This is a genomic window from Erythrobacter sp. Alg231-14 (genome assembly GCF_900149685.1).
Taxonomy (GTDB): Bacteria; Pseudomonadota; Alphaproteobacteria; order Sphingomonadales; family Sphingomonadaceae; genus Erythrobacter.
The window spans coordinates 1,093,898-1,107,768 of sequence record NZ_LT702999.1; the positions used below are offsets into that span (position 1 = coordinate 1,093,898).

The following is a 13,871-nucleotide window of genomic DNA, read 5'->3' on the forward strand; positions in this document are numbered from 1 at the left end:
ACAAGCATCGCCGAATTGCGATGCGCGCCTCTCTTACCAAAAGAGCGCCGCCTTTGCGAACGCTCCCCTAATGCGAAAAAGGCGACCCGTTGGAGCCGCCTTTCCCGAAACTCTTACTTACGCAGACCCAGTTTTTGGATCAATGCATTGTACCGCTCAACATCCTTACTCTTGAGGTAGGAGAGCAGCTTGCGGCGCTTGTTGACCATCATAAGAAGGCCGCGACGCGAATGATTGTCTTTGTGGTTGCCCTTAAAGTGGTCGGTGAGGTTGCGGATACGCTGTGTCAGGATCGCAACTTGGACCTCGGGGCTGCCCGTGTCGCCATCGGCACGGGAGTTGTCTTTGATGATTTCGGCTTTTTGTTCGGGTGAAATCGACATTGTATTTTCTTTCTACTCAGCGACATCGGGTAGGTTAAAGCCCCGCACGATTTTCGTCGCGCCATCCGATATTTCCACCAGCGCTACGGGAGCATTGTCCAGCATCGCACAGTAAAGCCCGGATGGTTGGGGCAATTCAGACAGGACCCGGCCCTCTCGAACCGCCTGCGCGTCTGTCTGATTGAGGTTGAGGGCCGGGATGTCGTCCAGCCCCGCCTCTAACGGCAGGAGTAGGTCTTTCAATGGCGCGCCACTAGACACTTCGTTCAATTTGTCCAGCGAAATCGCATCCGATTGTAAGAATGGTCCCGCTTTTGTCCGTCGCAAATAAATGACATGCCCGCACGTCCCAAGGGCTCTGGCGATATCGCGCGCAAGACTGCGGATATAGGTTCCTTTTGAGACATGCGCTCTCAGCGTGATTTCATCCGCCTCTTGCACTCCTCCGACAACCGCCAAAGCGTGGATTGTGACGGCGCGCGTCTTTAACTCCACCACCTCCCCGGCGCGGGCCAAATCGTATGCGCGTTTGCCATCAACTTTTAGTGCAGAATATGCCGGTGGCACCTGATCAATGGGGCCAGTGAACTGCGGCAAAATAGCAAGGATCTGGTCGAGTTCGGGACGCACATCGCTCGTGTCAGTCACCGCGCCTTGCGTGTCCAAAGTGTCGGTTTCCTCGCCAAACCGCACCGTGAATTCGTATATCTTGCTGGCATCAAGCATCCGCCCGGCCAGCTTCGTGGCCTCACCCAATGCAATGGGCAAAACCCCCTCAGCCAGCGGGTCCAGAGTACCACCATGGCCGACTTTCGTCTTCGCATAGCCGCCTTCGCGCAGGTTGCGCTTTACCGCCCCAACCGCCTGAGTTGAGCCAAGAGTGCGCGGCTTATCCAAAATGATCCAGCCATTTGGACCAGGCTTCTTAGCCATGCGTTCATCGGAACTGGGTTTTTTCACATCAGACATGGTCGCCCTCTAGCCAAACGCCCGACAAATCGCCAATCGTCTCTCTTAATATGGAAAACGAATTTGATCTCCTGGTTATTGGCGGCGGTATTAACGGCGCCGGGATTGCGCGCGATGCAGCAGGCCGCGGCCTCAAAGTGTGTCTCGTTGAGAAAGACGATCTGGCCGGTCACACGTCCAGTTCATCGACAAAGCTGGTACACGGTGGCCTGCGATATCTAGAACATTTTGAATTTCGTTTGGTCCGCGAAAGCCTGATCGAGCGGGAGCGATTGCTTGCGATTGCGCCGCATATCATTTGGCCGCTTCGGTTTGTTCTCCCCCATGATAAGGGCCTGCGTCCCAAATGGATGCTGCGATTGGGATTGTTCCTTTACGACAATCTTGGTGGGCGCAAATTGCTCCCCGCCACGCGGAACGTGAATCTGCGCAACGCGCCGCATGGTGATTTTCTTCAGGATCGCCTGACACGCGGTTTTGAATATTCCGATTGCTGGGTCGAAGATTCGCGGCTTGTGGTGCTTAACTGTATGGATGCAAAAGCGCGCGGCGCCGATATCCGCACCCGTACGGAATGCACCGGATTGGAACGTCGCGCCGATGCATGGGTTGCGCAACTTCGCGATGAAACCGGCGAAACAAAATCAATCTTCGCAAAGAATGTAGTCAACGCCGCCGGCCCATGGGTGGACACCGTTTTGGGTCGAGCATTGCCCGAAGAGGCGCATCAGAACCTGCGTCTGGTGAAAGGCAGCCATCTGATTTTCCCACGCCTGTTCGAAGGGGATCATTGCTACATTTTCCAAAACCGCGACGACCGAATTATCTTTGCCATTCCCTATGAGGGCAATTTCACTCTGGTCGGAACCACCGATCAATTGTTTACAGGCGATCCGTCCGGGATCGACATCAGTCCGGAAGAAGCAGCCTATATTTGCGACGCGGCGAACGAATATTTGCGCACCAGTGTTTCCCCGGATCAGGCGGTCGCATCTTATGCAGGGGTTCGGCCCCTCTACGAAAACAACGCGGCGTCCAATTCAACCGTCACCCGCGATTACCAATTCGAAGTGGAGCAATCGGATGACGGTTCCGGCCCGAAATTGCTTTCAATCTTTGGCGGGAAATTGACCACATATCGCAAGCTGGCCGAACACGCGCTCAAAGAACTGGGCTTCGGTGGCGATTCTTGGACTGCGGACACCGCCCTTCCCGGCGGTGATTTTCCTGTCATCGACGCGGAAAAACGCCTCTCTGAATTGCAGAAGCGTTATGACTGGTTTCCTGCCGATGGCATTGGCCGGTTGTTCCGCGCCTATGGCACCGGCGTGCCTCATATATTGGGCGGAGCAAAGGCCACCGATCAATTGGGTAAACATTTTGGCGGCAATCTTTACGAAGCCGAATTGGAATATCTGATCCGGTCAGAATTCGCGCGCAGTGCGGACGACGTGTTGCTGCGACGGTCCAAATTCTATCTCCACCTTTCTGACGCCGAACAAGAATCGGTGCGCGATTGGTTTGACAAAACAGATTGGTCGCATCTCTTGGAAGAGTGACTGGAGTGAATGTCTGCCCCTACCCGGTCCATTCCTCTTTCAACAATCCAAAGGCGGCGGTGTCGCGGCGATATCCAGTCCAAGTGACCATATTCTGGCGCAGCACGCCTTCGCTTTTTGCACCCAATTTTAGAACGGCGGCCATCGACCGTTTGTTGCGGGTGTCCACGCGAAATTCGACTTTCACAAAGCCACAGTCGAATGCGTGTTCGATCATCAATTTCTTCATGGTGCGATTGAACGCCCCGCCCCGAACCTTGGGGTGGATATAGGTACCGCCGATTTCAACAACCGCGAACATTGTTGGCCGGATAAAACTGGTCATGCCGACAAGATCGCCGCTATTCGCATCGATTACCGCAAACATCACGAAATCGGGCGATGCGCGCATTATAGCCAACGATGCGTCAAATCCGGCTTCTGCGAAATTGAGCGGATAGATTTGCCAGATATCGGGATCGGCCGCGCATGCTTTGCGCAAATGCGGCACATGTTCGTCCTCAAACGGTTCTAGAAAGACGGAGCCTGCCTCCAACCGGACCAAAAGGTCGGCTGGTGGCAATTCCTTGGCGGGATCAACCATTCAGGGCCGCACTGAAATGTTTGCGGCACAACGCCAAATAGCGATCATTGCCGCCAATCTCGGTCTGCTCCCCTTCTTTGATCGCTTTGCCATCTTCGCCAACACGCAGGTTCATCGTCGCTTTGCGTCCACAATGGCAGACCGCCTTCAATTCAACCAACGCATCCGCGATGCCCAACAATGCTGCCGACCCGGGGAACAACGCCCCCTGAAAATCGGTGCGCAGGCCGTAGCATAGAACCGGGATCCCGATTTCATCGGCGACAGCCGCGACTTGCCAAACCTGTGCCTCAGTCAAAAACTGGGCCTCGTCGATCAACACGCAGTCGAGCGGCGTTACGGCATGCGCGGCGCGGATATCGTCCAAAATCTGTGTCTCTGGGCGATAAAGGTGCGCGCGCGCATCCAAGCCAATTCGGCTTCGAACCATGCCTTCGCTGCGCGTATCCAGCTCCGCCGTCCAAAGCATGGTCGCCATCCCGCGTTCACGATAGTTGAAATCCGCCTGCAACAGAGACGATGATTTTCCCGCATTCATGCTGGAATAATAAAAATAAAGCTTGGCCATTCCGCGATATTAAGCCGCCGTGCGATGGAAATGAAAGGGTGCTGGATGCGCACCCTGTTGATGAGACCGATCGATTGGCACAAGGTCACACCGGTCCGAACCAATCGCGTGACCAACGTATGAACCCGCGAATGAACCGGCGAATGATTAATCCCTGTGACAGCCGCGATCCGCAATGCTAGCCAGATACCGAACACACAAAACCAAAGACAACGAACAGGGACGACATTATGGCATCGGCCGCATCAGACACACCGAAACCCGAAGGCATGACCGGGTTTCTGGGTTGGATTGAACGCAGCGGGAATAAATTGCCCGATCCGGTCTTCCTGTTTTTCTATCTGATCATCGCGTTGATCGCCATTTCGGTCATCGCCGCGCTATCCGGTGTGTCTGCCCTTCACCCGACAAGTATTGATGAAGCAACCGGCGCGCCGTTGCAGATTGATGCCGTGAGCCTATTGGCCGCAGACAACATTCAACGTCTTTGGGTCGAAATGCCCAAGACGTTCACTCACTTCCACCCTCTCGGGTATGTCCTTGTCGTGATGTTGGGCGCTGGTGTGGCCGAACGGTCAGGCTTCTTTGCCGCCGGAATGGCAAGCGCGGTGAAAGGCGCACCGACCGCTTTATTGACGCCGGTTGTGGCTTTGGTCGCCATGCTCGGCAATCACGCGGCTGATGCGGGTTACGTTGTTTTGATCCCTCTCGCAGGCATATTGTTCGCGGCGGCTGGTCGGCACCCTCTCGCGGGTATTGCTGCTGCTTTTGCCGGTGTTTCGGGCGGTTTCTCGGCGAATATTTCACCGGGACAATTGGATGCCTTATTGTTTGGCATTACCGAAGAAGCGGTTGCGGCGAGCGCGCTTGACCCATCTTGGACTGCGAACCTAGCCGGCAACTGGTATTTCATAACGGCGATGACGGTCCTGTATTTGCCGATCATTTGGTATGTGACGGACCGCGTGATTGAACCGCGGCTCGGCGCTTGGACCGGCGGTGCTTCGGCGGGGATGGATGCGGACAATCCCGATCCAACTGAGGGTGATGCTGCTTTGACATCAAAGGGCCTGCGCCATGCGGGATTGGCCGCTTTGTTTGTTGTTGGCCTTTGGGTGGCGATGGTGTTTGCACCGGGTACACCGTTGGTGAACGAAGCAGCGTGTGATGGCGCGGCGGCAGGCGATTGTTCGATCCACAGCCAGCTCCGCCCGCTTTATCAATCGCTGGTGGCGGCGTTCTTCCTGCTCTTCTTGTTTGCCGGTTGGGCCTATGGCCGCGCGACAGGATCAATCAAGGATCACCGTGATCTGGTCAATATGATGGCCGAATCTATGAAGGACATGGGCTATTATCTCGTGCTCGCTTTTGCCGCAGCGCATTTCGTGGCCATGTTCAGCTGGTCAAACCTCGGTCTAATCTCGGCGGTGCATGGCGCCGCGGCAATTGAATCGACCGGATTGCCATTGCCTTTGGTCATTGGCCTAATGGTGTTGTTCGCTGCGTTGCTAAACCTGTTCGTAGGCTCTGCCAGCGCGAAATGGGCGCTGCTCGCACCGATCCTCGTACCCATGCTCATGTTGCTCGGCATTAGCCCTGAGGGCGCAACGGCCGCCTATCGTGTCGGAGACAGCGCGACCAACATCATCACCCCATTGATGGTGTATTTCCCGCTCATCTTGATCTTTGCACAACGTTGGCAACCCAATTTCGGACTGGGAAGTCTGACCGCAATCATGCTTCCATATTCTGTGTGGTTGTTGATTTCCGGCGTTGTGTTGATCGTGGCATGGTTTGCTCTTGGCATCCCTCTCGGTCCTGATGCTCCGGCGGAATATCTGCTGCCGGTCGCAGGCGCAGGCGGATAGACTGGGTGGCGAGCGATACAGCTGCGGTAAACTGCGCGTGTTTTAATCGGGTGCCATGCAACCAATCGCGCTCTTCGATCGAACTCTTGGCATGATGCATTTCCTTCGTGCCCCTACGCGATCTGTCACGCTCGCGATCTTTGCGCTGTTCGCGCTTACTATTCCGGTCGGATTGGGCGCCCAATCGGACTCAGACGCGCTCAACTATCGGCTCGATGCCAGCAACAGCAACGTCACCGCGCGCGTGCCCTTCTTCGGCTTGTCGAGCAAAACGGCGAGCTTTCCCCGCATGGAAGGCAATGTCACGATCGTGCCCGGTGCGCCGGAACGCGCGGTGATCGATGTCACCTTTGATGCCACCGCACTCGAAGCGCCAGATGAAACAACGCTTGAACGGCTTCGTGGTGAACGGTTCTTTTGGGTGGAGCGGTATCCGGACATCCGGTTCGTTGGGCGGTCGCTTGACCTTTCATCGGCAACCCGTGGTACGGTAACGGGCGAATTGACGGCAAGGGGCGTAACTCGCACCGAGACGCTCGATGTGACCTTCACAACCGATCCGACCACCTCACGGGGCCAATCGGTCAATTTTGCCGGTCAAATGGAGATTGATCGCCGCGAATACGGTATGCGCAGTTACCAATTGATCGTTGGCAACAAGGTCAAAATCCGGCTGAATGCGCGGATGGTTCCGCGTTAAAAATCAGGCGCCTTCGTCGTTCGGGTCATAATCCAGATCGCGCGACACTTTAGGATCACGCAACAACTCTTCGATCCGGTCCGCTTCGGCAAAACTCTCATCCTTGCGAAACTTGAGTTTTGGCGCGAATTTCAATCCCAACCGTTTGGCGACCTCGCGTTGCAAGAACGCCGTGTTTTGCCGCAAAGCATTGACGACCGCGTCTTCTTCCGCGTCCAGCAACGGTTTCACATAGGCGGTCGCATTCCGCAGATCGGGGGTCAGACGCACTTCCGTAACGGCGATATTCGATGCGCTAACCACGTCATCATGCACTTCTTGCCGTGCCAACAATTCAGACAGGATATGGCGAACCCGCTCCCCCACTTTAAGGACGCGGACGGATTGCTGTTCTGCGGTGTGATCCTGACGCTTAGCCATGGTCTATTCCATCTTCGACAATATGTTTTTGAGGCTGTTCATATTACGTGCGGTCCCGGTGCATCCCAATGCACGGCGCAAGAATTTGTTCGATAGGTCCGAAACACCCACGCCGTGGACGTAGTCGAGATACAATACGCGATCCCCAATAGCGAGCCGCTCACTACCCTTAGTCGCATGTTGTTGGATTAGTGCATCGACCCGAGTTTGTTCGGGTTGTTGGCTGAGAAAAATGGAATGAACCATCTTATCCGAGCCGTGCTGAGGCCCGGTCCCATGGAATGGATTTTCTTCAATGGCCGCGCGCACTTCATCGCGGCTGCGCAGCATGACACAGCTGTCAAAGCCGAATTGCTGCTTCAAAACGCTTTCCATTTGCACTTCGATGGTCGTTGAATCGCGGTCGTCGTCTAGGATCACATTGCCGCTGGCCGCGACGGTGGTGACGTCACCAAAGCCAGCGTCTGCAAAGGCGGCTTTTAGATCGACCATTTTCACCCGATTGCCGCCGATGTTGATGCTGCCGAGCAGCGCCAAATAACGCGACATCACACCATACCGGTGTCGGTCGCCGATGGGCGCGGTGTTGGCAAAGCGGTGGAACTGGCCCGCGCCATCAATTTACCTTCTTCAGAATACAATTCGCCTTCGAGGAAAATGACTTTGCGACCGGATTTCACCACACGCCCTTTTCCGATCAGCGGCCCTTCTGGGATCAAACGAATAAGGCTCATCGAAATTTCCAGGTTAAGCGGCGCCATTTCCCCGTCGGTCGCCGCAACATAAGCATAGCCCATGACATCATCGAGATATCCGGCAACCAAGCCGCCCTGCACGCCTCCGCGCCAAGTGGTCATCTCACGCTTTACCGTGAAACGCATCGTTGCTGTCTGAGTCGTCTCATCAAACTCGGCGAATTCTGAACCGAGCAATGACGTGTGCGGTGAGCTGTTCGCGTCATCAGGATGGTGGGGATGGTTTCTCACTCGCCATCCGCAAGCTTTGCAAGCGAAGCCGATATCTGCGCCATAATCGCGGTTTGCTTGCGCTGTTCCTTAACATGCGAAAGGACGCCCCAAATGCCAAACGCAATAAGGATAAGCTGGATCGCGGCCGCGATCATGATCATAGGGTCGACCATCAATACTCCAATGTCCGCTCTCGCTCTTCAACTTCGAAGACTTCCAGCTGGTCGCCCGGCTTGATGTCGTTCGTGTCTTCGAGCACCACGCCGCATTCGAGGCCGGAGCGGACTTCGTCCACGTCGTCCTTAAACCGACGCAGCGAAGCGATTGTCGTCGCCGATACGATGACATCTTCGCGGGTAAGACGCGCGAAAAGCCCTTTGCGGATAACGCCGTCCACCACGAGAAGACCAGCGGCCTTGTCGCGTTTGCCCGATTTGAAGACTTCTTTGACTTCGGCGCGGCCAACAACGGTTTCGATCCGTTCTGGGCCAAGCTCACCGGCCATTTCCTTCGCGACTTCTTCGGTCAGATGATAGATCACATCGTAATACATCATCCGAACACCATCGCGCTTAACCAAGTCGCGCGCCTTTGCATTCGGGCGGACATTAAAGCCAATGATTGGTGCGTTCGAAGCCGCTGCCAAAGTCACATCGCTTTCAGTGATCGCACCAACGCCAGCGTGAAGCACGCGGACCTTGATATCGTCGGTTGAGATGTTGTGGAGCGCAGTGACGATCGCTTGAACCGATCCTTGCACGTCCGCTTTGACCAAAACTGGCCATTCGATGACATTTGATGCCATATTGTTGAACATCGTATCGAAACTGGTCGGGGCCAGAGCGGTGCGCTGTTCGGTCGCTTTCTCTTGACGATAAGCGGCAACTTCACGGGCGCGCTGCTCATCTTCAACGACAGTTAGTTGATCACCAGCTGCCGGCACGCCGCCAAGGCCAAGGACCTCAACCGGCATAGATGGGCCCGCTTCTTTGATCTGTTTACCGGCATCGTTGACGATAGCGCGGACGCGACCGCTCTTCGTACCAACCACAAAGGTGTCGCCACGTTTAAGCGTGCCACGTGTGACCAAAACGGTCGCGACTGGGCCGCGCCCTTTGTCCAATTGTGCTTCGATTACGGTAGCGTCTGCATCCCGATCTGGGCGCGCCTTCAACTCGAGCAATTCAGCTTGAAGTGTGATCGCCTCGATCAACTCATCAAGTCCAGTACCCTTGGTTGCGGACACTTCGACATCCTGCACTTCGCCTGACATCGCTTCGACGATGACTTCGTGTTCCAGCAATCTGCTGCGGATGTTGTCCGGATTGGCCTCTGGTTTATCCATCTTATTGATCGCAACGATCATCGGAACGCCAGCGGCTTTCGTGTGATTAATCGCCTCAATCGTTTGTGGCATGATGCCGTCATCGGCGGCCACCACAAGAACGACGATATCCGTAACATTGGCGCCACGTTGACGCATTTCGGAAAAGGCCGCGTGGCCCGGCGTGTCGAGGAACGTGATCTTTTGCTTGTTCTTCGCCGTGATCTGATAGCTGCCGATATGCTGCGTGATGCCGCCGGCTTCGCCTTTGGTTACATTCGCACCGCGCAGAGCATCCAACAGCGACGTCTTACCGTGATCGACGTGGCCCATTATCGTTACGACCGGTGGGCGCTCTTTCAATGTTTCTGCCGGATCAACATCCTCTTCGGTTTGGATGTCAACGTCGGCCTCGGAAACCTTCTCAATATTGTGGCCAAACTGTTCAACCAGCAATTCAGCGGTGTCTTGGTCAATCGTTTGATTGACGGTGACCATCATATCAAGGTTGAACAGTTCTTTGACGAGATCAGCGCCCTTCTCGCCCATCCGTTTGGCGAGTTCACCCACGGTGATCGCTTCGGGGACGATAACGTCGCGCACTTGTTTTTCACGCGGCTTGGATGATCCGCCACCTTGCATACGACGCTCTTTTTCACGCGCGCGTTTAAGCGCGGCGAGACTGCGTGCGCGGCGGCCTTCGTCTTCGTTGAGAGCTTTTGTAACGGTCAGCTTGCCAGAGCGGCGTTTGTCTTTGCCGCCGTCTTGCGATTGTCCGCCCTTGTCTTCCTTTTTCTTTTTCTTCTCTGGCCGCTTCGGCTCTGGACGCGCCACTGGTGTAAACTTACGTGCCGCTGGCGTGGGTGTGCCCTTCGCCGCTGGTTCTTCCTCAACCGCGGGTTCTTGCGCCGCAACCTCTGCTTCGGCTTCTGCTTTGGCTGCCGCTTCGGCTTCCTCTGCTGCGCGTTTAGTGGCCTCTTCTTCCGCTTTGCGGTTTTCTTCCGCGCGTTGCTTTTCGTTTATCGCAGCCTGTTTGGCTTTCTCATCGTCACGCTTGCGCGCTTCTTCCGCCATTTTCAGGCGCGCTTCTTCAGCTTCGCGTTGTAAGCGAGCGACGCGTTCTTGGGGTGTTTCACCAGCCGGCGCTTTGGCCGCTGGTTTCGGCTCAGGCTTTTTCGCGACCGGTGCCGGTTCCGGCGCGGGTTCCGGCGCTGGCGCAGGGGTTGGTTCCGGCGCGGCTTCTGGCGCCGGTGTTTCGCCCGGTTTCAAGAGCTTACGGCGGCGCTTCACCTCAACCGCAACCTTATTGGTGCGGCCGTGGCTAAAGGTCTGCTTGACCTCGCCCGCATCAACCGGTCGCTTAAGGCCCAACGGTTTACGGGTGCGTTTTTCTGGTTCGTCGCTCATTCTAGCTCGTTAGTCCTTCAAAATTCTTCGGTGGCCGCCTTGGCCAAAAGCACGAGACATCATCCCCGCGCGCATATTCGTTCGATTAGGGTCGCTATCCGGGAGGATCGTTCCCAACAACAAAACCCGCCATCCCTTTGTATCGCGAGAGGCGCCCTATCGCCTGACCCACGCGGTCTGACGCGCGGGTGGTGTTTTTCGCCCCATCATTCTGAGACGAAACGCCCAAATGGACGACATTTTCACGGCCCAATGCCACAGACAGAGCACCCCGGTCCAGTGGCAAGACGCTCCCACGCATTCCTGACCCTTCGGCATCGCTGCCTACACGCCATGCTTGGTCCAATTTTTTGCGACCATCTTCACTGCTGTCGCTGGCATGCAACAACAATGAAATCCGTCCGGTGCGGGCTTGTTCTTCGATCCGGCTCGATCCGAGAACAATGTTGCCCCCGCGCATTTCCAAACCCAATCGATCAAGTAAGGTCCGCGTCAACGCCGCCTCTACCGCTTGCGGCAAATCGTCGCTGTAGGAAAGGGTTTCCCCTTCAGGCCCACCTTTAAAGGCGCGCATCAACGCTCTCTTCAAAAGCCCATCTGACACGGCGGATTCCAACGCCGCACGGTCGGGTGCAATCCATGCGCCCCGTCCCGGTGCCTTTGCATTGGGATCCGGCAGGACTTCGCCGCTTGGCGATACCGCAAGTCGGATAAGTTCTGCGCGCGGATGGACCTCGCCAGAAAGAACACAGCGCCGCTCGCTCCCAATTTCCTGTGCGGAAGATTGGGAAGCAGGCGCTTCAGCGATGTCGGACGTCAGGCTCTCATTGGGTGGAGTCCGCATCAGCGGCCTCCTGCGTTTCAGGAGCCGCAGCCGGCTCTTCATCTTCAAACCAATGCGCACGCGCAGCCATGATGATTTCGTTGCCTTGCTCTTCGCTTAGCCCGTATTCACCCAGCACACCGCCTTTGTCTTGCTCGCGTTGAGGGCGGCGCAATGGCGGCCCGTCCGCGTTGTTGCGACGGCGCGGTGCTTCGCGTTTCTTCGCGATCAATTCATCGGTCGCGAGATCCGCAAGATCATCAAGCGTTTTGATTCCAGCTTTACCCAAAACAACCAACATCGCTTCTGAAAGATGCGGCATCGTTGCCAGGTCGTCTTCTACGCCCAATTCGCGGCGCGCGGCACGGTGGGTTTCTTCCTGCCGGTCCAACGCTTCCTTGGCGCGATTTTGAAGCTCTTCGCCCAGCTCTTCATCGAAACCTTCGATTGCGGCCAATTCGGAATTGTCGACATAAGCGACTTCTTCCAACATCGCGAAGCCTTCAGCGACGAGAAGCTGCGACAGCGTTTCGTCCACATCCAGTTCTTCTTCGAACATCTTGGACCGCTCTGCGAATTCCTTGGAGCGTTTTTCCGAAGCTTCTTCTTCGGTCATGATGTCAATCTGGTGCCCGGTCAATTGGCTGGCCAGACGCACGTTTTGACCACGGCGACCAATCGCAAGAGACAATTGATCATCGGGCACGACCACTTCGATGCGGCCTTCTTCTTCGTCAAGAACAACGCGAGCAACCGTTGCAGGTTGCAGAGCGTTCACAACGAAGGTTGCGATGTCATCGGACCATGGGATGATGTCGATCTTTTCGCCCTGCAACTCCTGCACGACGGCTTGAACCCGGCTACCCTTCATACCAACACAGGCACCGACCGGATCGATCGAACTGTCATGGCTGATAACGCCGATTTTGGCGCGGCTGCCTGGATCGCGCGCAGCGGCTTTGATCTCAATGATACCGTCGTAAATCTCTGGCACTTCTTGCGCGAACAATTTGCGCATGAAATCAGGCGCACCGCGCGAAAGGAAAATTTGCGGACCACGATTGTTCCGCTCAACTTTCGTGATGAGCGCACGAACACGCTCGTTCGTGCGCGCCGCTTCGCGAGGGATTTGTTGATCGCGACGGATAACACCTTCGGCGCGACCTAGGTTCACGATCACATGCCCGAATTCGACAGATTTGATCACACCGGTGATGACTTCGCCTGCGCGGTCTTTGAATTCGTCAAACTGACGCTCACGCTCTGCATCGCGGACCTTTTGAAAGATCACTTGCTTTGCCGATTGCGCATCGATGCGGCCAAGATCAACCGGAGGCAGCGGGTCAACGATGAAATCGCCAACGCTTGCGCCGTCCTGAAGTTTTTGAGCGGCTTTCAAATCGACCTGCTTGAAGTAATCTTCGACCTCTTCAACAACTTCAACAACGCGCCACAGCGTCAAATCGCCGGTCACCGAGTCGAGCTTTGCACGGATATCGTTTTCCGCACCGTACCGGTTACGAGCCGATTTCTGAATCGCTTCTTCCATCGCTTCGATGACGATGGATTCGTCGATCATCTTTTCCGATGCAACGGACTTCGCAATCGCGAGCAGTTCTGCCTTGTTGGCGGAAATGGCACTGGCCATCAGTTGTCTGCCTTTTCTTCTAAATCAGAGGATTCTGTGTCTTCGGATACTTCATCAACACCATCGGTGTCGATCGGTTTGGTTGCAGCAATCAACGCGTCCGTCAGAACGAGTTTTGCCGCGTGAATTTGGTCGACTGGCAACGAAGCCGGTCCGGTTTTTGCATCATCTATGGAGATGACGCCGTCAGTGATGCCGATCAAATCGCCTTTATAAACGCGCTTTGTATCGCCATCGCCGAAGCCTTTATCCATCACAATGCGCGCGACATGTCCGGCCCAATCGGCAAAGTCCTTATCGCGGGTCAATGGCCGATCGATGCCCGGCGATGACACTTCGAGGTGGTACGCCCCTTCAATCAGCATCTCGCCCGCTTCTTCACGTGCATCCATCATCGCAGACACAGCGCGCGAAAGTTCCGCACATTGTTCAATCACAAGTTGTCCGGTGGCCGGATCTTCCGCCATGATTTGGAGCGCTTCGCCGCCGTCCCCAGCCTCCGATGGCATCATCTTTACGCGCACCAAGTCAAACCCGAGAGCGGTAGCCTCTGGTTCGATCAGGTCGGTCAAGCGTGCGATATCGGTCATGCGGCCTTTGGGTCTACTGCGTCATTGTGACAAAACTAAATGCGGCATCGCCGAATTGTGC

Annotated in this window: 15 protein-coding genes; 3 read left to right on the forward strand and 12 right to left on the reverse strand. The window is 55.7% G+C overall.

Going from position 1 to position 13,871, the window contains the following annotated elements; all coding sequences use genetic code 11:
* Positions 1-113: 113 nt before the first annotated feature.
* Positions 114-383 (reverse strand): 30S ribosomal protein S15, encoded by a 270-nt coding sequence (rpsO, locus tag BQ8290_RS05125; RefSeq protein WP_108788201.1) that lies wholly within the window; start codon positions 381-383, stop codon positions 114-116.
* A gap of 12 nt (positions 384-395) precedes the next feature.
* On the reverse strand, positions 396-1,352 hold the full coding sequence (gene truB, locus BQ8290_RS05130; RefSeq protein WP_337661035.1) for a tRNA pseudouridine(55) synthase TruB: 957 nt from the start codon (positions 1,350-1,352) through the stop codon (positions 396-398).
* A 50-nt stretch (positions 1,353-1,402) separates the two neighbouring features.
* On the opposite strand from truB, the gene glpD reads away from it, so the two are divergent.
* A complete protein-coding gene (gene glpD, locus BQ8290_RS05135; RefSeq protein WP_108788203.1) occupies positions 1,403-2,911 on the forward strand; it encodes a glycerol-3-phosphate dehydrogenase in 1,509 nt (502 codons plus the stop codon).
* 19 nt (positions 2,912-2,930) lie between these two features.
* On the opposite strand, the gene BQ8290_RS05140 is transcribed toward glpD, so the two are convergent.
* Both BQ8290_RS05140 and BQ8290_RS05145 read right to left on the reverse strand, forming a co-directional pair.
* On the reverse strand, positions 2,931-3,494 hold the full coding sequence (locus BQ8290_RS05140; protein ID WP_108788205.1) for a GNAT family N-acetyltransferase: 564 nt from the start codon (positions 3,492-3,494) through the stop codon (positions 2,931-2,933).
* Complete coding sequence (locus BQ8290_RS05145) at positions 3,487-4,062, reverse strand: thymidine kinase (protein ID WP_108788207.1); 576 nt, start codon at positions 4,060-4,062, stop codon at positions 3,487-3,489. Before BQ8290_RS05145 ends, BQ8290_RS05140 begins: the two co-directional genes overlap by 8 nt.
* Positions 4,063-4,292: 230 nt before the next feature.
* Here BQ8290_RS05145 and BQ8290_RS05150 point away from each other — a divergent pair, with 230 nt between their 5' ends.
* Both BQ8290_RS05150 and BQ8290_RS05155 read left to right on the forward strand, forming a co-directional pair.
* On the forward strand, positions 4,293-5,930 hold the full coding sequence (locus BQ8290_RS05150) for an AbgT family transporter (RefSeq protein ID WP_337661036.1): 1,638 nt from the start codon (positions 4,293-4,295) through the stop codon (positions 5,928-5,930).
* Between the two features lie 91 nt (positions 5,931-6,021).
* Complete coding sequence (locus BQ8290_RS05155) at positions 6,022-6,630, forward strand: YceI family protein (RefSeq protein WP_337661037.1); 609 nt, start codon at positions 6,022-6,024, stop codon at positions 6,628-6,630.
* A gap of 3 nt (positions 6,631-6,633) precedes the next feature.
* Here BQ8290_RS05155 and rbfA read toward each other — a convergent pair whose 3' ends face one another.
* The 8 genes from rbfA to rimP all read right to left on the reverse strand — a co-directional run bounded on the left by rbfA (position 6,634) and on the right by rimP (position 13,810).
* Entirely contained in the window at positions 6,634-7,050 is a 417-nt protein-coding gene (gene rbfA, locus BQ8290_RS05160; RefSeq protein WP_108788209.1) for a 30S ribosome-binding factor RbfA, read from the reverse strand.
* 3 nt (positions 7,051-7,053) lie between these two features.
* Positions 7,054-7,599, reverse strand: coding sequence for a DUF1697 domain-containing protein (locus BQ8290_RS05165; protein ID WP_108788211.1), 546 nt, complete (start codon positions 7,597-7,599; stop codon positions 7,054-7,056).
* The gene (locus tag BQ8290_RS05170) at positions 7,599-8,036 is read right to left on the reverse strand and encodes a hotdog fold thioesterase (protein ID WP_108788213.1); all 438 of its coding nucleotides are present in this window, start codon (positions 8,034-8,036) and stop codon (positions 7,599-7,601) included. Before BQ8290_RS05170 ends, BQ8290_RS05165 begins: the two co-directional genes overlap by 1 nt.
* Positions 8,033-8,191: a hypothetical protein gene (locus BQ8290_RS15105; protein WP_337661038.1), complete on the reverse strand. Its 159-nt coding sequence runs from the start codon at positions 8,189-8,191 to the stop codon at positions 8,033-8,035. The genes BQ8290_RS05170 and BQ8290_RS15105 overlap by 4 nt, the downstream gene beginning before the upstream one ends.
* Positions 8,191-10,749 carry a translation initiation factor IF-2 gene (gene infB, locus BQ8290_RS05175; protein ID WP_108788215.1) on the reverse strand — a complete coding sequence of 853 codons (2,559 nt, stop codon included), beginning with the start codon at positions 10,747-10,749 and terminating at the stop codon, positions 8,191-8,193. The genes BQ8290_RS15105 and infB overlap by 1 nt, the downstream gene beginning before the upstream one ends.
* Before the next feature lie 94 nt (positions 10,750-10,843).
* Positions 10,844-11,593: a DUF448 domain-containing protein gene (locus BQ8290_RS05180; protein WP_108788217.1), complete on the reverse strand. Its 750-nt coding sequence runs from the start codon at positions 11,591-11,593 to the stop codon at positions 10,844-10,846.
* Positions 11,574-13,220 carry a transcription termination factor NusA gene (nusA, locus tag BQ8290_RS05185; RefSeq protein WP_108788219.1) on the reverse strand — a complete coding sequence of 549 codons (1,647 nt, stop codon included), beginning with the start codon at positions 13,218-13,220 and terminating at the stop codon, positions 11,574-11,576. The genes BQ8290_RS05180 and nusA overlap by 20 nt, the downstream gene beginning before the upstream one ends.
* Positions 13,220-13,810 (reverse strand): ribosome maturation protein RimP, encoded by a 591-nt coding sequence (gene rimP / locus BQ8290_RS05190; RefSeq protein WP_108788221.1) that lies wholly within the window; start codon positions 13,808-13,810, stop codon positions 13,220-13,222. Before rimP ends, nusA begins: the two co-directional genes overlap by 1 nt.
* Positions 13,811-13,871 lie beyond the last annotated feature (61 nt).